The sequence below is a fragment of the Bradyrhizobium sp. USDA 3262 genome, assembly GCF_054060035.1.
This window is the reverse complement of the sequence record NZ_JBSSCT010000001.1, coordinates 7,191,594-7,211,080: the sequence shown is the minus strand read 5'-3', so window position 1 is coordinate 7,211,080 and position 19,487 is coordinate 7,191,594. Positions and strand designations below refer to the sequence as shown.

Here is a 19,487-nt window from a genome sequence, read left to right as displayed (position 1 = left end):
GCAAACAAAGTGAACGCCGCGGCCGCGTGAGGTCGCGGCCAGGGTGCCGTGGCCGGTCGCCGCATCAGGCCATGACAGGGGAGATCAATGCTGCTTAAAATTCTGGACCGGCTCGAGGAAATCATCATCGCGAGCCTGATGGGGGCCGCGACGCTGCTGACCTTCGTCACGGTCGTGCACCGTTTTCTGGTCGACGTTCCCGTGCTCTATCCGTACCTGTTCGGCATCAATCTCGCATGGTCGCAGGAACTCTGCATCTACATGTTCATCTGGATGGCGAAGTTCGGCGCCGCCTATGGCGTGCGCGCCGGCGTCCATGTCGGCGTCGACGTCCTGATCAACCGCCTCAACGATTTCTGGCGCAAGCGCACCATCATCTTCGGCCTGCTCGGCGGCGCGCTGTTCACCGGGATCGTCGGCACCATGGGTGCCAAATTCGTGTTCGAATTGATGCATACCGACCAGGTCTCGCCGGATCTCGAGATCCCGAGCTGGATCGTCTACGCCTGCATCCCGCTCGGCTCCTACCTGATGTGCTTCCGCTTCCTGCAAGTGTGCTGGAACTACTGGTGGACCGACAACCTGCCGCACCATGACGCCTCCCATGTCGATGGCGTCGAGACCAGCAAGACCGCGCCCGTCGCGCTTGGAGAAGCGTGATGAGCGCCGCACTTATTTTCGGACTGCTGTTTGCCCTGATGCTGACGGGCATGCCGATCTCGATCTCGCTCGGCCTGACCGTGCTCACCTTCCTGTTCACGATGACCGAGGTGCCGATCGAGAGCGTCGGCCTGAAGCTGTTTTCGGGCCTCGACAATTTCGGCATCATGGCGATCCCGTTCTTCATCCTGGCCGGCACCTTCCTGACCCGCGGCGGCGTCGCGCGGCGCATGATCGCGTTCACGACCTCGCTGGTCGGGCATCTGCCCGGCGGCCTTGGGCTCGCCGGCGTCGCGGCCTGCGCGATGTTCGCGGCGATCTCGGGCTCGAGCGTCGCCACCGTGGTGGCGATCGGCTCGATCATGATGCCGGCGATGGTCGATCACGGCTATCCGAAGCGGTTCGGCGTCGGCGTGATCTCGACCTCGGGCGCGCTCGGCATCCTGGTGCCGCCCTCGATCATCCTGGTGCTGTACGGCGTTTCCACCAACACCTCGATCGGCGCGCTGTTCATGGCCGGCATCGTGCCGGGCGTCGTGCTCGCGCTGATGCTGGCTGCGGTGACTTTCTTCGTCGCGCAGCGCAACGGCTATCCGAAGATGCCGCGCGCGACCATCGGCCAGCAGTTCACGGCGTTCCGCGAAAGCATCTGGGGCCTGTTGCTGATCGCGATCGTGCTCGGCGGCATCTATGGCGGCATCTTCACGCCGACCGAAGCGGCCGCGGTCGCCGCGACCTACGCCTTCTTCATCACCGTGTTCGTCTACAAGGAGCTGAAGCTCTCCGAGGTGCCGAAGGTGCTGCTGCAGGCGGCGAGCATGAGCTCGATGCTGCTTTATATCATCACCAACGCTGTGCTGTTCTCGTTCCTGATGACGCACGAGCAGATCCCGCAGGAGATGGCGGCCTGGATCATCGACAAGAACTTCTCGGTCTGGATGTTCCTGCTCGTCGTCAACGTCATCCTGCTGCTCGCCGGCAACGTGATGGATCCGTCGTCGATCCTCTTGATCATGGCGCCGATCCTGTTTCCGCTGGCGACCAAGCTCGGCGTGCACCCGGTGCATCTCGGCATCCTGATGATCGTCAACACCGAGGTCGGGCTGTGCCACCCGCCGGTCGGGCTCAACCTCTACATCGCGAGCAGTATCGCCAAGATGGGCATCAGCGAGATCACCATCTCGGTCCTGCCGTGGCTGTGCGCGATGCTGGTGTTCCTCGGCCTGATCACCTACGTGCCGGAGATCTCGCTGTGGCTGCCGCGCTTGCTCGGAATGATCTAGCGCAAACAACAGAAATCCAAAGCGCGACCTCGCGCTTTGGATGTTTCTGCGGTGCAATGAAAGCGGATTACATCTTGGTAACAGAGCTCTCTCTGTCCAATCCGTAAGTTGAAGGCGCGGGCGGGCGGCATCATCTTCGAGCAACCTTCAAAGGAGGTTCGTATGAAGAAAGTTCTGCTCGCCGGTATCGCGGCGCTCACGATTGCCGGTTCGACCGCGGTCTATGCCCAGCATCGTCCCTGGTTCCACGGCCATATGCGGATGAGCCCCGAGGATCGGGCCGCCTTCCTCGACGCGCGGATCGCCGCCGTCCACGCCGGGCTGAAGCTCAACGCCGATCAGGAGAAGCTGTGGCCGCCGGTTGAGGCTGCGGTGCGCGACTTCGCCAAGATGCGGCTCGATCGCGCCAATGCGCGGATGGCCGCCGAGAAGACCGATGCGGACAACGCGCAGAAGCCGGACGATCCGGTCGCCCGCCTGCGCGAGCGCGCCGACAACATGGCGGCGACCGCGACGTCGCTGACGAAGATCGCCGACGCCGCCGACCCGCTCTACAAGACGCTCGACGACAACCAGAAGCGGCGGCTGAGCATGCTGACCCATATGGAAGGGCGCGGCTTCGGCGCCGAGGGCTGGCGCCGCCACCGCCTCGAGCGCGGCATGGACCGCTGGGAGCGCGGCGGCCGCGGCTTCGATCACGACCGTTTCGACCGCGACGATGGCCCCGATCAGGAGCGCTCCGGCCGGCTCTGAGCGCCGTCCGCCGCCGCCCTCGCCAAGCCTATGAAAGACCGCCGGATTCCGGCGGTCTTTCGGTTGTCAGAAAGTCGGGAAAACTTGCTCGAGCTTGCTGGACATCGGGGAATCGCTTTGCTAAACGACCGCTCTCTTGCGAGGGTCATTTCCGGACAAGTTCCGGGCGCATAGCTCAGTTGGTAGAGCAGCTGACTCTTAATCAGCGGGTCCCAGGTTCGAGCCCTGGTGCGCCCACCAAGCTTTCATAGCTTAGGTTCGCCCTCGTAACGGCCATCCCGGCCAGCGGTCGTGTCTGTTCCGACAACCGCTATTGCCTGCTTCCTTGCTTCCTCACGCCGCTGCCTGATCCCTGCTCTTATGCTTGCGCGTGCGTTTCGCACCGGTCAGCAAATTGTCGGGGCATGTCCGCTATCGCGTGTGGAATGTCGATCACCGTTCGGCGGCGGACTGAATTTGACGAAGTTCATCACGACGAATCCCTGATCACTGCGCTGACAGGCGTTCGGGTGAAGGTGCGGGCTGAGCGCGGGGCGCCCTGCGGCGAGGGCGGTTGACAGCGGAGAGCGCCCACTTTAATCACCTGACTAATTAATCAATTAATTAAAGCGCAAAACCCTAGGGAAAGAATCCGCCTGATGCCGGCCGGCCAGAGACATCCGAAGCTGCTTGCCCCGCGCGGTCGCGGCTTCACTTGGCTGGAAAACCAGGTGTTCCTGCATTCCGTGCGCAGCGCTCTCGAACAGGCTGAGAGTGACCAGACCGCACGCGTTGCCGCGCGCAGCGTCGGCGTGATCACCGCGGGCGGACCGAACGCCGGAGCGACCGGCCATCGCGTCAGACCGTCGATCCCGGAACAAGCTGTGCAGCACCGCTGCAATCGCCCACGCGGTGCACGCCGCGGGCCCCTGCCGCCAAATCCCGCACATCAGTTCGCGCGCGCGAGCGTTGCGCGCCCGGCCGTGATGTCGCGGATCGGCGTCGGCCGCTCGAAGCAGAGTGGGCTTCGTTCACCCGTATGGAAAATGAGGAGTGAGGCGTAAACGATGGGACGTCGATCTGAGGTACTGATGGCGCAAGAGACCGCCGGCACGGACAACCGGCGCGTGATCCAGGTGGTGTCGCGCGCATTCGACATCGTGCGTTGCTTCGAAGGTCGAAGCATACGCTTGGGAAATCGCGAAATCGCCGATCGCTGTGGTCTTCCCCGATCGACGGTGTCGCGTCTCACCTTGACGCTTACCCAGATCGGCCAGCTGATCTATCTGCCGCAGGAGCAGAAATATGCTCTCGGTCCCCACGCCGCCCCGGCCGGCGCGCCGTTGTTTGCGCAGGGTTGCGACAAGCCTGTCTGCGCCGACGAGCAGCAACTCCGGCGGGTGCCGCGCTTCGGGTACTTCGAAGATCAGCGCAACTCAATTGCCGAGCCGCAGCGGTGACGCCAAACCGTTGATGCCTCGCCGAAACGGTTGGGACCATCAGCACGAGCGCAAACTAACGAAACATCCGAAGCAAAGGGAAACGCATGTCTGAAGCATACATCATTGACGCTGTTCGCACGCCGCGGGGCATCGGCAAGCCGGGCAAGGGGGCGCTGTCGCACCTGCATCCGCAGCATCTGGCCGCGACGGTGCTCGGCGCGCTCAAGGAACGCAACGAGCTCGACACGTCGACCGTCGATGACATCATCTGGTCGACATCGACCCAGGAAGGCAAGCAGGGCGGCGATCTCGGACGCATGTCGGCGCTCGCAGCGGGCTATGACATCAACGCCAGCGGCACGACGCTGGATCGTTTCTGCGGCGGCGGCATCACGTCGGTGAATCTCGCGGCAGCGTCCGTGATGTCGGGGATGGAAGATTGCGTCATCGCCGGCGGCACCGAGATGATGAGCTATCAACAGACCCTCGCAGCCGAGCGCTCCAAGGCCGGGCAGCCGGCGCGGATGATGGGTTCGGGCAATCCGGCGCTCGACGAGATTCACCCGCAGTCGCACCAGGGCGTGTGCGGCGACGCCATCGCGACGCGCGAGGGGATCAGCCGCGAGGCCTGCGATGCCCTGGCGCTGACGAGCCAGCAGCGCGCCAAGCGCGCCATCGATCAAGGCCGCTTCGCCAAGTCGGTGATCCCCGTCCTCAACGACGACGGCAGCGTTGCCCTCAATCGCGAAGAATTCCCGCGCCCGGAAACCACTGCCGAGGGACTGGCTTCGCTGAAGCCGAGCTTCGAGCAGCTTGCGGATTTCGATCTCGGCAACGGCGTGACCTTCAAGAAGCAGATCCAGCGCCGCTACCCGGACCTCGAGTGGAAGGGCGTTCATCATGCCGGCAACAGCTCGGGCGTGGTGGACGGCGCCGCCGCGGTGCTGATCACGTCGAAGGCATATGCCGAGAAGCACGGCCTCAAGCCGCGCGGCCGAATCGTGGCCTATGCCAACCAGGGTGACGACCCGACCTTGATGCTCAACGCGCCGGTTCCGGCGGCCAAGAAGGTTCTCGCCAAGGCCGGCCTGACCAAGAACGACATCGACGTCTGGGAGATCAACGAGGCGTTCGCGGTCGTCGCCGAGAAATTCATCCGCGACCTCGAGCTGGACCGCGAGAAGGTCAACATCAATGGCGGCTCGATCGCGCTCGGCCACCCGATCGGCGCGACCGGATCGATCCTGATCGGCACGGCGCTCGACGAACTCGAGCGGAGCGGTGGACGCTATGGCCTGGTCACCATGTGTGCCGCCGGCGGCATGGCACCGGCCATCATCATCGAACGCATCTGATCGCGAAAGGATATTGCCATGAAACTCGATTCATCGGTCGCCGCCGTCGTCACCGGCGGCGCTTCCGGCCTTGGTGCTGCCACCTCGCGCGCGCTCGCTGCGCAAGGCGTGAAGGTCGCGATCTTCGACTTCAACGAAGAGAAGGGTGAGGCCATCGCCAAGGAAATCGACGGTGTGTTCTGCAAGGTCGATGTCACCTCGGACGAGCAGGTCGATGCGGGCTTCGCCAAGGCCCGCTCGGCGCATGGCCAGGAGCGCATCCTGGTGAACTGCGCCGGCACCGGCAACGCGGTGAAGACCGCGGGCCGCGACAAGAAGACCGGCGAGCCCACGCACTTCCCGATCGACGCCTTCAACCGCATCATCCAGATCAACCTCGTCGGCACGTTCCGTTGCATCGCCAAGTCGGCGCAGGGCATGCTGTCGCTGGCTCCGCTGGAGCACGGCGAGCGTGGTGCGGTCGTCAACACAGCCTCGGTCGCGGCCGAGGATGGCCAGATGGGGCAGGCAGCCTATTCGGCCTCGAAGGCCGGCGTCGTCGGCATGACCCTGCCGATCGCGCGCGACCTGATGGCCGAAGGCATCCGCGTCAACACCATCCTGCCGGGCATCTTCAACACCCCGCTGCTGCAGGGGGCGCCTGAGAACGTCAAGGCCGCGCTCAGCGCATCGGTGCCGTTCCCGAAGCGTCTCGGCATGCCTGAGGAATATGCGCAGCTGGCGCTGACCATGATCACCAACGGCTACTTCAACGGTGAAGACGTCCGTCTCGACGGCGCCATCCGCATGGCTCCGCGTTAAGCGATCAGGAGACGAAAGCGATGCCCGAAGAAACTCCGGTCCTCACTGAAGTCGGCGGACCGATCCTGATCATCACCCTGAACCGGCCGGAAGCGAAGAACGCGGCCAACCTCGCCCTCTCCAAAGGCGTGGCCGCGGCGATCGACCGGCTCGACGCCGACGACTCCCTGAGCGTCGGCATCATCACCGGCGCCGGCGGCACATTCTGCTCGGGCATGGACCTCAAGGGGTTCCTGAAAGGCGAGCGGCCGTCGATCCCCGGCCGCGGCTTCGCCGGCCTGACCGAGGCGCCGCCGAAGAAGCCGCTGATCGCGGCTGTCGACGGCTACGCGCTCGCCGGCGGGATGGAGATCGCGCTGTCGTGCGACATGATCGTCGCCAACCGCAACGCCAAGTTCGGCATCCCCGAGGTGAAGCGCGGGCTGGCAGCCGCGGCCGGCGGCCTGATCCGCATGCCGCGCCAGATGCCGTTCCGTGTGGCGATGGAGTTCGCATTGACGGGCGAGTTCTTCGGCGCGGAGCGTGCCTACCAGCTCGGCATCATCAACCGTTTGACCGATGGACCGGCGCTCGACGCGGCGCTCGAGCTCGCGGCAGCGATTGGTGCCAACGGCCCGCTCGCCGTAAAGGCATCCAAGCAGGTGATCGTCGAATCCCGGCTCTGGCCGGAAGATGAGATGTGGAAAAGGCAGCAGGAGATCGTCGGTCCTGTCTTCGTATCCGAGGATGCCCGCGAGGGCGCGGCTGCCTTTGCGGAAAAACGCCCGCCGAACTGGAAGGGCAAGTAGGGCATCGCCTGTTTCGGTGACGGAGCGTCGGTTTTGATTGCAGCAGAACCGGCGCTCCAATTTTTTGTACCGGTGCCTCAGCGTATGCCGGCGGTTTCCATGACAGCGCTATTAGGTGATTGATGCGTAGCTTTACCGAAGACCAGGTCATCTTCCGCGGCTCCTACCGCAAATTTCTCGCCAGCGAGATTGCGCCCCATATGGAGGAATGGCGGGAGGCCGGCATCGTCGACCGCAGCGCGTTCAAGAAGGCCGGCGACCTCGGCTTCCTGATGATCTGGCCCGAGGAAAAATATGGCGGAATGGGCGACGAGGACTTCCGCTACGAGCAGATCATCATTGAGGAGACTGCGCGATCCGGCTGCAAGGGCTGGTACAACACGCTGCACAGCCGCTTGGTCGGTCCTTATTTCAAGCGCTTCGGCACCGAGGAGCAGCGCGACCGATTCCTGCCGAAATGCGTCAGCGGCGAGACGATCCTGGCGATCGCGATGACCGAGCCGGGCGCGGGCTCGGATCTTGCTGGCATGCGGACGACGGCGGAAGACAAGGGCGATCATTTCCTGCTCAATGGCTCGAAGACCTATATTTCCAACGGCATCAATTGCGACGTGGTGATCGTCGCGGCCAAGCTCGCGGGCGCCGAGAAGAAGCATGCCATGGTGCTCCTGATCGTCGAGCGCGGCATGGAAGGTTTTGAGCGCGGCCGCAATCTCAAGAAGATGGGCATGCCGGCGCAGGACACAGCCGAACTGTTTTTCAACAATGTGAAGGTGCCCAAGGCCAACGTGCTGGGAGAACCCGGCAGGGGCTTCTACTATCTGATGGAAGGCCTTGCCGAGGAGCGGTTGATCTCCGCGGTCGGATCGATCGCCAACGGCCGCAAGGCGTTCGACATCACGCGCGCTTACGTGATGGACCGCAAATTGTTCGGCCGGCCGCTCGCCGAACAGCAGAACACCCAGTTCCGCATGGCGGAGGTGGATGCCGAAATCGATCTCGTGCAGGTCTATGTCGATCACTGCGTGACCGAGCACAATGCCGGACGCCTGACCAGCAACATGGGCGCCAAGGCCAAGATGATGTCGTCGGAGGTCGAGTGGAAGATGCTCGATCTTGGCGTCCAGCTGCACGGCGGCGCGGGATACATGGACGAATATCCGATCAGCCGCATGTTCACCGATGCGCGCGTCAATCGAATCCTGGCTGGAAGCTCCGAAGTGATGCGGCTGATCATCGGCCGCGATGTCTTCTCGGAGCACTACAAGAGCATTCTGGACTAGCCGTTCACCACGACCGGCTAGCTGCGTCCGCCCGCGTCAGCCGCGGGCCTGCCGCAGCGGTTCGCGCGCATGCTCCTTCGAGCGCAGCAATGCATCGACGAAGATCGGCTCCCAGGAGCGGATGTGAGTGCGGAGCAGGGTGGTCAGCGCCTCGGTCTCGCCGGCGAGCGCGAGCTCGATCAACCGGTAGTGCTCGGGCACTGACGCTTGCTGCCGCTCGTGGCCGGCGCGGGAGCTGATGCCGTAGAGCCGCATCTTGTCGCGCAGGCCCATCACCGTGTCGGTCAGCAGGTCGTTGCCGGCGGCCGCGATGAACTCGCGATGATAGTTGCGGTCGGCTTCCAGATAGAGCTGGACGTCGTCGGTCTCGACGGCCTTGGCGATCTGGTCGGCCCAGCCGCGCACGACTGCCAGATCCTTTGGCGGATTGGCGGCGACCAGCACGGCGGCGTGGAGCTCGAGTACCTCGCGCATGTCGAACAGGTTGCGCAACTCGGTCAGAGTCGGCTCGACCACCTTGAAGCCGCGGTTGCGCATCGGCTCGACCAGACCGCCGCGGCTGAGCTCGAGCAGCGCTTCGCGTACCGGCGTCGAGGAGACGCCGAGGCTCGCCGCGAGACTCGGCACCGAATACATCGTGCCCGGAAGGCTCTGCCCGGAAATGATCTCGGCCCGCACCCGCTGCAGCACCTGTTGTCGCAAATTCTGGTCCATCGGTGGTCGTGGCCGCCCTCTCGCTGGGAACTCCGATTCGTCGCTGATTATTACTTAGCCTTGACGCGGCCGGTAGCGTATGACGTAAATGTGTAACGCATTACAAAAATGCGTCACATGGATTGACTGGGATAGGTGAGACGGCGGTGAAACAGCGGCTGCCCGGCTATTGCACGCTTTGTCGCTCGCGCTGCGGTGCCGTCACCGTGGTCGAGGATGGGCGCCTTGTCGGGGTAGAGGTATTAAATAACCACCCGACCGGCGGCGCGCTTTGCGCCAAGGGCAGGGCGGCGCCCGAAATCGTCGCCAGCCCGCGCCGTCTGACCGTCCCGCTCAAGCGAACCCAGCCGCGCGGCGCCGCCGATCCGGGCTGGGTCGAGGTGTCATGGGACGAGGCCTTGACCGAGATCGCCGCCCGGCTCGGTACGATCCGCGCGGAGAGCGGCGCCGAGGCGGTGGCGTTCGGCGTCACCACGCCGAGCGGCACGCCCATGGTCGACAGTTTCGAGTGGGTCGAGCGCTTCATCCGCGGCTTCGGCAGCCCGAACCTGATCTATGCCGTCGAGATCTGCGGCTGGCACAAGGACTATGCGCACGCGCTGACCTTCGGCCGCGGCACCGGCTTTCCCGACTACGACAATGCCGATGCGATTATCCTGTGGGGCCACAATCCGGCGCGGACCTGGCTCGCCCAGGCAACGCGGATCGCCGATGCGCGGCGGCGCGGCGCCAAGGTCGTGGTGGTCGATCCCAAGCCGAACGGCTCGGGGCAGCAGGCCGATCTCTGGCTGCGCATTCGCCCGGGTGCCGATGGCGCGCTCGCGATGGGGGCGATCCGTCACCTCATCGCGGCCGGCAGCTTCGATGCGGATTTCGTCAACGCATGGACCAATGGATCGCTGCTGGTCGATCGTGCGACCGGACGCTTCCTGCGCGCCGACGCGTTGTGGCCGGATGGCGCGCCGGAGGCTTTCGTTCGTCTCGATGCGTCGGGCGCGCCCGTGCCTTGCGACACCCGCTACGCGCCGGAGAGGTGTGGCCAGCTGCGTGGCGCGCAGCAGGTCCGCACACGCGACGGCGGGATGATAGCGGCGGCTACCGCGTTCGAACTGCTCGCCGAGCGAGCCGCGCCTTACACGCCGGCGCGCGTCGCGGAGCTGACCTGGCTGCGCGTCGAGGACGTCGACGCGTTCAACGCGCTGCTCGCTCGCCGGCCGCGGCTCGCCTATCATTCCTGGACCGGCGTCGGGCAGCACACCAACGCGACCGCGATCGAGCGCACGATTGCGACGTTGTATGCGCTGACCGGCGCTTGCGATCGGCCCGGCGGCAATCGCTGGCCGGTGCCGCCGCCGACCCGTGCCCTCAACGATTACAATATCCTGTCGCCGGAGCAGCAGGCAAAGGCGCTGGGCATTGCCGAACTGCCGCTCGGCCCGCCGGCCAAGGGCTGGATCACGGCGCGCGATTTCAGCAGGGCGGTGCTCGACGGCGAGCCCTACCGGGTGCGCGCGCTGGTCGCCTTCGGCACCAACTTCGTCGTCTCGCAGGGCCATTCCGAGCGCAACCGCGCCGCGCTGAACGCGCTGGAATTCCAGGTTCATATCGACATGTTCATGAACCCGACCGCGGAGAGCGCCGATTTCGTGCTGCCCGCCAGCACGCCGTGGGAGCGCGATGCGCTCAAGATCGGATTCGAGATCACGCAGGAAGCCGTCGAGACCGTGCAGTTTCGCCCGCGCATGGTCGAGCCGGTCGGCGCAGTGAAGGCCGATTACGAGATCGCCGCCGCGCTCGCGCTCAGGCTCGGGATGGGCGATTTGTTCTTCGGCGGCGACATCACGGCCGGCTGGAACTATCAGCTCGCGCCGCTCGGCATCGGTGTCGAGGATCTGCGCGCGCACCCCGAAGGCCGCCGCTTCCCGCAGATCTTCCGCGACGAAAAATACGCCGTGGCGCGCGAGGACCGAACGGTTGCCGGATTCGCGACGCCGACGCGCCGCGTCGAGCTTTATTCCGAGCTGATGCTGGGACACGGCTATGATCCCTTGCCCGACCACGTCGAGCCGGTCGGCAGCCCGCTCACGGCAGCGCCGGACGCACGCTTTCCGCTCGTGCTTTCCACTGCCAAGAGCGGCTGGTTCGTTCACTCCTCTTATCGGCACGTCGCCTCGCTGCGGCGCAAGTCGCCCGATCCGGCCGTCGAGATCAGTCCGCAGCTCGCCGAGCGGCGCGGCCTTGCCGAAGGCGACTGGGCCGTGGTGGAGACGCATGGCGGTGCCGTGCGCCTGAAGGTGCGCCTCAATGCGGCGCTCGACGATCGGGTCGTCGTCGCCGAATTCGGCTGGTGGGAAGACTGTCCGCCGCTCGGCCGCGAGCGTTTCGCGACGGCAGGCATCCACACCCGCAACATCAACGCCGTGCTACATGACGATGCGCGCGATCCGGTCAGCGGGTCCGTCCCGCTGCGCGCGATCGTCTGCGATATCAGGCGCGACGGAATTGCCAGTCGTGGCCTGTGGAGCGGTCAGCGGCGGTTCAAGGTTGGCGCGCGTCGCGCCGAGGCAGATAATGTCATCGCGCTCAACCTGCTGCCGCTTGACGGTGGTCCGCTGCCCGACTTCCTGCCGGGCCAGCACGTGATGGTCTCGCTGCCCGGCGCAACGGAGGCGCGGGCCTACTCGTTGACCGGATCGGGTGATCTGCTGGATGTGCTCTCGATCGCGGTGAAGGGGCGCTTCTTCAACGAGGCGCCGAGTGGCGATGCGCCGTTCTTCATGCCGGATCGTCTGCACCGTCTTGCCGTCGGTGACGAGGTTGTGCTGGAGCCGCCGGGCGGCATCTTCACGCCACCGCTGAAGGGGCCGCGGCCGCTGATCTTCCTCGCCGCCGGCATCGGCATCACGCCGTTCATGAGCCATCTCGAAACGCTGCAACGCATTGCACCACAGGATCGCGTTGGCGAAATCCTGCTGCTCCACGGCTGCCGTAGCAGCCGGGAGCATCCGTTTGCCGAGCGGCTTGCGGAGTTGGAAGCCGGTATTCCGGGGCTGAAGCGTGTGACGTTCTATTCCGCGCCGTTCGCGCAGGACCCGATCGACTCGCATTCGTTGCGCAAGGGCAGGGTTGATCTCGGACAGGTCAAGCCGCTGTTGGCGCGCTGGCCGCTGGTCTACATCTGCGGCTCGCCGGAATTCGTTGCGGCACAGATCGAGGCCGTGACGGCGCTCGGCGTGCCGCGCTTCGACATTTTTGCCGAAAGCTTCGTGTCGCCGCCGTCGGTGCCGAGCAATCTTGCGCCGCGCACCGTACGGCTTGCGGGCAGCAAGAAGAGTTTTTCCTGGGGGCCGGAGCAGGGGACGCTGCTTGATGCGGCGAGTGCGGCGGGCGTCGCGCTGCCGAGCGGCTGCCGTGTCGGGCAATGCGAAAGCTGTGCGGTTCAGGTCGTCGATGGGGAGTTCACCCATCTCGGCCCTGTCGATGGCAGCGAGGGACAGTGCCTCGCCTGCCAGGCCGTGCCGCTGACCGATCTCACGCTCGCGCTTTGATGACCAAACACGATTGAAGGCTGTAACCGCATTACCGGAAGGGGATCAGATTGATGACGAATGCAACGCACGATCAAGCCGTGAGTTTGCGAAAACCTGTCGCGGACAACATCATCGCGCGATTTTCGCAAGCCCTGGTGGCGTTTGCGGAGCGCTGGTTTCCGGATGCCTACGTCTTCGTCCTGATCGCGGTGATTGCGGTCGCAATCGGCGCGATCCTGCATGGCGGTTCGCCGCTCGCCGTCAGCCGCGCGTTTGGTGACGGGTTCTGGAACATGATTCCCTTCACGATGCAGATGGCGCTGGTCGCGATCGGCGGCTATGTCGTGGCGATGTCGCCGCCGGTGGCGGCCGTGCTGGCGCGGCTCGCCAGCGTGCCAAAGACCGGGCGCGGCGCCGTGGTCTTTGTCGGCGTGCTCAGCATCTTTCTGTCGCTGCTGAACTGGGGCCTGAGCCTGATCTTCTCGGGTCTTCTGGTGCGGGAGATCGCACGGCGCACCGACATCAGGCTCGACTACCGGGCGGCCGGCGCCGCCGGCTATCTCGGGCTCGGCTGCGGCTTCACGCTCGGCATCACGTCATCAGCTGCGCAGCTGCAGGCGAATGCCGGCAGCATTCCGGCATCGCTCCTGCCGATCACCGGCGTGATCGGTTTCTCGGAAACCATCCTGACCTGGCAGAACATGGTCACCGTCGTGATGGTGACCGTGGTCTCCGCTGCGATTTGCTATTTCACGACGCCTGCGCCCGGACAGGCGAAGACGGCGGAAGACCTCGGCGTTGCGCTTGGCGATGATCGCATCGAGGCCAGGAAGCCGGCGCGTCCGGGCGACTGGCTGGAGTTCAGCCCGCTGCTGACGATCCTGATCGCCGTGCTTGCCGCCGGCTGGTTGTGGCAGACATTCCAGTCGGGCAATCCGTTGATCACGTTGTCCGGCCTCAACACCTATAACTTCGTCTTCCTCATCCTCGGCATCGTGCTGCACTGGCGTCCGCGCAGCCTCATCGAGTCGTTCTCGAAGGCGATGCCGAGTGTCTCAGGCGTGCTGTTGCAGTTTCCGTTCTACGCCGGCATTGCGCAGATCCTGACCAAGGTCCCGAACAGCAGCGGCACGACGCTGTCGGACACGATCGCACACTGGTTCGTCGGTGCCTCCAGCAATTCCACCGTGTTTTCGTTCCTGGTCGGAATTTATTCGGCGCTGCTCGGTTTCTTCGTGCCGTCGGCCGGCGGAAAGTGGATCATCGAGGCGCCCTACATCATGAAGGCGGCCAACGACATCGGCGCGCATCTCGGCTGGACGGTGATGGTCTACAACATCGCCGAGACGCTGCCGAACTTCATCAACCCGTTCTGGATGCTGCCGCTGCTCGGCATCCTCGGCCTGAAGTCGAAGGATCTGATCGGCTACACGTCGGTGCAGTTCTTCATCCACTTTCCGATCGTGATGCTGCTGGCGGCGATCCTGATGGCGACCTTCACCTATCACCCGCCGATCCTGCCCTGAGCGATCATGGCCGGGCACCAGGACATGTGGTGCCTGGTCAATTCAGCGCTCAACGACCGTCATCACCAAAACTGTGCTGTTTTTCCGCCCGCCGCGAATGAGGCGTCGCGCCGGGCTCTTATCTTTGGTCAGCCATTTCATTGACCGCGGCGCGGTTCGGCCGGATATTGATGCGCGATATCCGTGTTGTCCAAGGTCACCGCAATGAGACATGATCACCGCAGCTTAATGTGCGACATGCGAAGCCGCATGCAGCATCGCTGCGTCTCGGCGGCGACCGGCGTCTGTTGTTGTTGATCGCTTCGACAAATCCAAAGCACCCGACAATTAGACAGGAACGCCGTCATTCGGCGATTGAGCACGCATGTCCCAACCCCAAATGTCCCAAGCCTATGTCATCGAAGTATCGGATCGCACCGCCGGCATCGTCGTCAGTGATAACCGCGGCTTCTGCTTCTTCTCCTCTGACCGCGCCTTTGACGGGCTCGACGGTGGTTATTTCGGCTCCGCGCGCGCCGCGGAGCGTGCGGTGAAGGCGCACTTGCAGCAGCGCCGCGAGGTTCGAGGCCGTGCGACGCGCGGTTGAGGCCGATTCTCAGGAGGCCGCGGCGAGCGGGGGCGAGATCACCTGCGGCGCCTCGGGCGCCTGCGTGGCAGTCGTCAAGAGCTGGAACCGGATGCCGTGCAGCGAGCAGGTCAGCGGGATGCCGCGAAAGTCGTCGTGGAAGGCGCGGATCCGGCGCGCCAGCTCGCCGGCGCTGATGCCGGCGGGAAGCTTGCACATCTCGCGGTACATCTGTCGGGTGCTCTTGATTCTGCACCAGGCGATCTCCAGTTCCGCCAACGGCGTGGGATCGCAGGCGAGATCGCGCGACATCCGCCAGAACAGATGGGCAAGCCGCACATAGGCGATCTGTTCGAGTCCGCGTACGCTGATCTTGTCGGGAATGATGAAGGACTCGACCCCGACGATCGGGCCGGAATCGACGCGCGCGGCCATCACATGGGCCGTCGCGCCGAAGGTGCGGGCACCGTCATAGAGTGCGAAATGCGCCGGTGCCCAGCCGGGATATTGCGGCGGGCCGGGATGGAAATTGTAGGCGCCGTGGCCCAGCGCCGCCAGAATGTGCTCCGGCACGATGACGCTGGTGGTGAAGGCCAACAGCCGGGCCTCGCGCAAGACCTCCGGCTCGATCGCGGCGAGCTCGTCGGCCGTTACCGCGCAGCGAAACGACAGCGCCGGATTGTGCGCCTTCAACAGTTCGGTGAGCGCGAATTGCTGATTTGCGGTGCCGGTAAGAAGGATGATTGTCTTCATGATGTCGATGTCCTTCCTTGCTCTGTCTTTCCGGCGTTCATCAACCGCGCTGCCCGGCCATCACGACGACGCTGCCGGCATCGCGGGACTGGCCCACGGTGCGGAACAGGTCGGCCGGCAGCGTCTGCCACGGCGCGATCTCGATGATGCGGTTGTTCGCGCTTTTCGCGGCCGATTTCGCCGCGCGGATATCGTCCTGCCAGGGGCAGAGTGCGAGCTCGAGCCGGCCGAACCCGCCGCAATCGGCCGCGAACGCGCCGGTGACCGCCTCGATGCTGGCAGCCATTTCGTGCGCGTCGCTGGTCGCGATATCGCGCATGATCACGGTGATCGCATCATTCGAGGCCGCCTGCGACCGGATCACGATCATGGCGTCACGGCCGCCGCTGCGGCTCGCGCGCCGCGCGGCCCGCATTGCGACGCCGAATTCGGCGTCGGGTCCGAGATCGCTGTTATCGGCGGGCAGGTTGTGGACGATTGTGGTGTGGCGGGGTGTGCCGGCGTCTTCGGCCGGAGCGTGGTATGAGCGCGGCAGCCAGACGGTGTCGAGCGCCATCTGCGACGATGTCAGGCTCCATGCCTGGTCGAGCAAATAGCCTTCCCAGACCGCGGGATAGGCGCTCGCGACGTGATGCCAGTTGCGCAGCAACGCTTCGGCGGCGGGCGAACGGCCGAGATAGAGGGTGCGCGCCGACATTTCCCACCGGTTCCATTTGTGGAGCGCGATGTCGCAATCAAGGTATGACGGCAGCAATGGCGGCTCGCTGAGGACTGCGTCGGCCTCGATGAAAAGCAGCGGCTCGTGGTGCTGCTCCCACATCCGCAGCATGAAGCCGGATTTCTCGGCTGCGCGCATGTGCTCGCCGTCTGCGGTGTCGATCGGTGCGATATCGCAGGCGATCCGGAATTCGGCCAGCTTGTCGCGGAGGGCGCGGGCATGATCGTCGCCGCAAGCGCGGGGGTAGCAGGAGACCACGCGCAGCGATGCCTCGGACCTCGAGCCTTGCTCGGGCGCGATCGGGCGCCAATTGAGGCCGCCCCACCACATCTCATGCGGGCCATCGAAGCTCGGCCCGATCGTTCCGAAGTCGGTCAGCTTGCTCTTCAGGAAGTCAAAGGCGGGATTTTCGCCGAAGGGGACGACGACCGCGCAGTCGGCGCGAAGCGACCGGTAAAGCATCTCGGCGGCGGGGCCGCTCGGCGGCTCGACGAGGATGATGACGCCATGGTCCCTCGCCGGCACCGAGCCGGCCTGATGGACGACCGCGGGTCCGAGCCGCTCCGACAGCCATGCGAGCCGCCGGCGCTGCGCCGCGCTCATCCGGATGCCGTTCGCCGCCAGCAATTGGTCGAAGTTCGTCTGCAAGCCGTCCGCTTGCGCCGTGTCAGCCGAAATCATGCCCGCACTACCCCTCGTTAACCTTCTACGTGCGGGGCGGCCGGATCAGGCGGACAAATCAACTGTCGTTGTTCGTTGCGAGCGTGTCGTTGGCGCTGCGCCAGGTCAGTGTGGCCGAGGGGGCATCGATGCCGCCGTGGTCCGCGACCGCAAGGATGCGGTCATGGTCGAGCGCGGTCAGCGCGACCGTGTAGATGAGCTTGGCCAGCGGCAGCGCGATGGTCGCGATTGCCATCCGGCGCGACAGCGGTATCCGCAGGCGGAGGTCGCCGAGCCCGGTATGATAGACGCTGACCGCCTCCAGCGACGCCTGGCCGTTCCGATCGAACAGACCGACCTGCAGCGTCCCGCACGGTGCTTCGCCGAACACATTCGCGGGCAGGCGATTGGCGCCGAACAGCGTGTAGAGATAGGCGTGCGACGGCGACAGGGTGGCAAAGCTGCCCGCCAGCCACATCGGGGGCGCCGGAGCCGTGCAGGCGGTCATGAGGCCGCCGGCGATGATGCAATCATTGATGAAGTCGGCATCGAGCAATGGCGCCAGCGCCTGGGTGCCGAGATTGACGTCATGCTTGATGCCGCCGAGCAACGCGAGCTCATCGTCGTCCGGCAGCAGCAGGAGGCGCCCGAGCACGGCGGCGGCCCAGCGCGCCGCGACCACGGGGTCGGCATCGGGCTGCAATCCGTAGCGTGGTGCCAGCTCGCGGGCGCGCGAAACATAGGCCAGCGTCCCGGATTGCACCTCGCTCGCGAGCGCCAGCTGGGCGGCCGGGCGCTGATCACCCTCGCGCAACACGTCACCGTCACGATAATCCCGCGCCGATCCTTCACTGGAACAGCACAGCTGTTCCAGCAATGCGACGTTGCGGATCAGCATGCGCTTGACGTGCGGCGTGACGATGCGATCCGAGACCAGTCCCTCCGCGGTATCGTCATCGGCGATGTCGTCGAAGGCATCGTCAAGCGTCAGCAGATAGGCGCCGTGCAGGCGGATGCGGATGCCCTCGCGATCGAAGATGCGCCGCAGCGATTTCTGCACGCTTGCGGAATAGCCGAGGTCGACCAGGATCAGATCGGTGCAGCCGTCGAAATCCCGGATCTTCGCGCGAAGGTAGGTAAGCAGACGCGCCCGGACGCCAGCAGCGATATCGGTGATTTCGCGCGGGTCCATCAGATCGGGCAGGGCGTCGGCGAGTTCGCGGCCGCTCGCAATGCCGTCGGGATACTGCGCGAAGAACTTCATCACGGCGGGCGGCTGCACCTTGACGATGTCGACAAAGGTCGCCGCGTCGATCTTGACGACCCGGTTCAGCAGCTCACAGAGCGGTTCGAGCGTGTCAGCAGACCCGACCAGGCTGACGCGACGATTGATCTCGATATAGGCGCCGGTCTCGCCGTGGTTTGCCTGCCAGACCCGATACGGCAGCAGACCGTCGCGACCGAGGAATCCGACCGCAACGCGCGCGCCGTCGCGAGCAAGCGCAGTGCGCCGGGCGGCAATGAATGCATCGAACGCCGCCATCACCGGGCCGAGCACGGTCACGCCGAGGTCGAAAGCGGGAGAATGCTCCGCGCCCTTCGCCGTCACAGCGCGCCGAAGCGTGCGGGCGCCGCAATCGAGCCGCGACGGCTGATCGGGACACAGCAATTCGAAGATCGATGTCTCGCGCTGAAACTTGGAGGCCAATGCCGCGCCGGCCTGCGGATAGTAGCGCGGACGGATGCCGTGACGGCGCGCCCCCTTGATATCGGCGGTGTGGTTGTCGCCGACATGGAACGAGCTTGCCACGTCGATGCCTTGCTCGGCGAGATAGGCCTCAAACAGCGCCTCACTCTTGCTGCTGCCGTGATCGCAGGACGCATAGAGGAAATCCCAGCTCAGCCCGGGACTGCAGGAATGCAGCAACTGCGCGAGTTGGTCGCTGCTCCAGTAGGTGTCGGAAATGAAGCCGACGCGAAAGCCGCCGCGCTTCATGTCCAGATATTGCTCGAGCATTTCGGGATTGACGCGGCACAGTTCGAGTTCGGTCTCGAACTCGATCTGCGCGAGATCCTGCAACGCATCGCGGCTCAGGCCGAACAGCCTGAACGGAAAGTATTTGTAGACGTCGGCGATGTGCACTTCAGTTGAGCCGCACCGCTCTTGCGATACCTTGCGCGCTCGCGCCTCCGCCTGAATTCGATGCTGAACGAAACTGGCAGACATGTTCGGAAATTTTTCAGCACTGCATGAACGCTGAAAAACCCTTTCAAATACGCCATCCGGCGTCGTGCAGGCGCGCAACAGAAATGTATCGAAAACATCGAACGAACATGCAGAAACATTCTGCGCTCGACGCGTCGCGTCGACCGTCATGATCGTCATGCGCAAAATTCCCGCCAGTCCTCATGCGTTGAACGCGCGCATGAGACAAATCAGGCGCGACAGTTCAAAAAAGTTGATGCGGGATTCGAAAACGCGCGCTTCGCGACTGACAGATTCAAAAAATCCGATAACGTCGAAACAGTGATTCGGAAAAAATTGCCTAGTCGCAATCGTCGAATGCAAGATGGCGACCAACGGCGATGAATCACTCGCATGCTCCGCGCATGCATGTGTTCGCGTGGCGTTAGTTGGTGTGACAACAGCGTTTTCCGACGCGACGATCTCTTCCGC

15 protein-coding genes, 1 tRNA gene and 1 pseudogene are annotated in these 19,487 nt (G+C 64.6%); 13 read left to right on the top strand and 4 right to left on the bottom strand.

The window, feature by feature from the left end; translation table 11 throughout:
• Positions 1–87: 87 nt before the first annotated feature.
• From ACVWYP_RS34160 to ACVWYP_RS34115, 10 genes and pseudogenes are all read left to right on the top strand, one after another.
• On the top strand, positions 88–660 hold the full coding sequence (locus tag ACVWYP_RS34160) for a TRAP transporter small permease (protein ID WP_304496341.1): 573 nt from the start codon (positions 88–90) through the stop codon (positions 658–660).
• Positions 660–1,943, top strand: a complete 1,284-nt coding sequence (locus ACVWYP_RS34155) for a TRAP transporter large permease (RefSeq protein ID WP_453945923.1) — start codon at positions 660–662, stop codon at positions 1,941–1,943. Before ACVWYP_RS34160 ends, ACVWYP_RS34155 begins: the two co-directional genes overlap by 1 nt.
• 162 nt (positions 1,944–2,105) lie before the next feature.
• Positions 2,106–2,696: a Spy/CpxP family protein refolding chaperone gene (locus tag ACVWYP_RS34150; protein WP_304496339.1), complete on the top strand. Its 591-nt coding sequence runs from the start codon at positions 2,106–2,108 to the stop codon at positions 2,694–2,696.
• Positions 2,697–2,860: 164 nt separating this feature from the next.
• Positions 2,861–2,936, top strand: a tRNA-Lys gene (locus ACVWYP_RS34145).
• 398 nt (positions 2,937–3,334) lie between these two features.
• Positions 3,335–3,739 carry a hypothetical protein gene (locus ACVWYP_RS34140; protein WP_028340060.1) on the top strand — a complete coding sequence of 135 codons (405 nt, stop codon included), beginning with the start codon at positions 3,335–3,337 and terminating at the stop codon, positions 3,737–3,739.
• A 3-nt stretch (positions 3,740–3,742) separates the two neighbouring features.
• A pseudogene (locus ACVWYP_RS34135) lies at positions 3,743–4,000 on the top strand (helix-turn-helix domain-containing protein); the annotation flags it as partial.
• Positions 4,001–4,221: 221 nt separating this feature from the next.
• The gene (locus tag ACVWYP_RS34130) at positions 4,222–5,472 is read left to right on the top strand and encodes an acetyl-CoA C-acetyltransferase (RefSeq protein WP_304496338.1); all 1,251 of its coding nucleotides are present in this window, start codon (positions 4,222–4,224) and stop codon (positions 5,470–5,472) included.
• An 18-nt stretch (positions 5,473–5,490) separates the two neighbouring features.
• Positions 5,491–6,273, top strand: coding sequence for an SDR family NAD(P)-dependent oxidoreductase (locus ACVWYP_RS34125; protein WP_304496337.1), 783 nt, complete (start codon positions 5,491–5,493; stop codon positions 6,271–6,273).
• Between the two features lie 20 nt (positions 6,274–6,293).
• Positions 6,294–7,061, top strand: a complete 768-nt coding sequence (locus ACVWYP_RS34120; protein ID WP_304496336.1) for a crotonase/enoyl-CoA hydratase family protein — start codon at positions 6,294–6,296, stop codon at positions 7,059–7,061.
• Between the two features lie 122 nt (positions 7,062–7,183).
• Entirely contained in the window at positions 7,184–8,344 is a 1,161-nt protein-coding gene (locus ACVWYP_RS34115) for an acyl-CoA dehydrogenase family protein (RefSeq protein ID WP_028340065.1), read from the top strand.
• A gap of 36 nt (positions 8,345–8,380) precedes the next feature.
• On the opposite strand, the gene ACVWYP_RS34110 is transcribed toward ACVWYP_RS34115, so the two are convergent.
• The gene (locus ACVWYP_RS34110) at positions 8,381–9,058 is read right to left on the bottom strand and encodes a GntR family transcriptional regulator (RefSeq protein ID WP_304496335.1); all 678 of its coding nucleotides are present in this window, start codon (positions 9,056–9,058) and stop codon (positions 8,381–8,383) included.
• A 146-nt stretch (positions 9,059–9,204) separates the two neighbouring features.
• On the opposite strand from ACVWYP_RS34110, the gene ACVWYP_RS34105 reads away from it, so the two are divergent.
• The 3 genes from ACVWYP_RS34105 to ACVWYP_RS34095 all read left to right on the top strand — a co-directional run bounded on the left by ACVWYP_RS34105 (position 9,205) and on the right by ACVWYP_RS34095 (position 14,700).
• Complete coding sequence (locus ACVWYP_RS34105) at positions 9,205–12,606, top strand: molybdopterin-dependent oxidoreductase (RefSeq protein WP_304496334.1); 3,402 nt, start codon at positions 9,205–9,207, stop codon at positions 12,604–12,606.
• Positions 12,607–12,659: 53 nt separating this feature from the next.
• Complete coding sequence (locus tag ACVWYP_RS34100; protein ID WP_304496333.1) at positions 12,660–14,114, top strand: short-chain fatty acid transporter; 1,455 nt, start codon at positions 12,660–12,662, stop codon at positions 14,112–14,114.
• Between the two features lie 364 nt (positions 14,115–14,478).
• Positions 14,479–14,700 carry a hypothetical protein gene (locus ACVWYP_RS34095; RefSeq protein ID WP_304496332.1) on the top strand — a complete coding sequence of 74 codons (222 nt, stop codon included), beginning with the start codon at positions 14,479–14,481 and terminating at the stop codon, positions 14,698–14,700.
• A 9-nt stretch (positions 14,701–14,709) separates the two neighbouring features.
• Here the strand turns inward: ACVWYP_RS34095 and ACVWYP_RS34090 are convergent, their stop codons facing one another.
• The 3 genes from ACVWYP_RS34090 to ACVWYP_RS34080 are packed head-to-tail and all read right to left on the bottom strand — an operon-like array spanning position 14,710 to position 18,953.
• Entirely contained in the window at positions 14,710–15,435 is a 726-nt protein-coding gene (locus ACVWYP_RS34090) for a formyltransferase family protein (protein WP_456684315.1), read from the bottom strand.
• Positions 15,436–15,472: 37 nt separating this feature from the next.
• Positions 15,473–16,831 (bottom strand): hypothetical protein, encoded by a 1,359-nt coding sequence (locus tag ACVWYP_RS34085; protein WP_304496331.1) that lies wholly within the window; start codon positions 16,829–16,831, stop codon positions 15,473–15,475.
• A gap of 58 nt (positions 16,832–16,889) precedes the next feature.
• On the bottom strand, positions 16,890–18,953 hold the full coding sequence (locus ACVWYP_RS34080; protein WP_304496330.1) for a hypothetical protein: 2,064 nt from the start codon (positions 18,951–18,953) through the stop codon (positions 16,890–16,892).
• Positions 18,954–19,487: the final 534 nt, after the last annotated feature.

Bases quoted from the DNA above. Each gene is read 5' to 3' on its own strand.
- ACVWYP_RS34160 (WP_304496341.1), top strand. From the start codon at position 88: ATGCTGCTTAAAATTCTGGACCGGCTCGAGGAAATCATCATCGCGAGC.
- ACVWYP_RS34155 (WP_453945923.1), top strand. From the start codon at position 660: ATGAGCGCCGCACTTATTTTCGGACTGCTGTTTGCCCTGATGCTGACG.
- ACVWYP_RS34150 (WP_304496339.1), top strand. From the start codon at position 2,106: ATGAAGAAAGTTCTGCTCGCCGGTATCGCGGCGCTCACGATTGCCGGT.
- ACVWYP_RS34140 (WP_028340060.1), top strand. From the start codon at position 3,335: ATGCCGGCCGGCCAGAGACATCCGAAGCTGCTTGCCCCGCGCGGTCGC.
- ACVWYP_RS34130 (WP_304496338.1), top strand. From the start codon at position 4,222: ATGTCTGAAGCATACATCATTGACGCTGTTCGCACGCCGCGGGGCATC.
- ACVWYP_RS34125 (WP_304496337.1), top strand. From the start codon at position 5,491: ATGAAACTCGATTCATCGGTCGCCGCCGTCGTCACCGGCGGCGCTTCC.
- ACVWYP_RS34120 (WP_304496336.1), top strand. From the start codon at position 6,294: ATGCCCGAAGAAACTCCGGTCCTCACTGAAGTCGGCGGACCGATCCTG.
- ACVWYP_RS34115 (WP_028340065.1), top strand. From the start codon at position 7,184: ATGCGTAGCTTTACCGAAGACCAGGTCATCTTCCGCGGCTCCTACCGC.
- ACVWYP_RS34110 (WP_304496335.1), bottom strand. From the start codon at position 9,058: ATGGACCAGAATTTGCGACAACAGGTGCTGCAGCGGGTGCGGGCCGAG.
- ACVWYP_RS34100 (WP_304496333.1), top strand. From the start codon at position 12,660: ATGACGAATGCAACGCACGATCAAGCCGTGAGTTTGCGAAAACCTGTC.
- ACVWYP_RS34095 (WP_304496332.1), top strand. From the start codon at position 14,479: ATGTCCCAACCCCAAATGTCCCAAGCCTATGTCATCGAAGTATCGGAT.
- ACVWYP_RS34085 (WP_304496331.1), bottom strand. From the start codon at position 16,831: ATGATTTCGGCTGACACGGCGCAAGCGGACGGCTTGCAGACGAACTTC.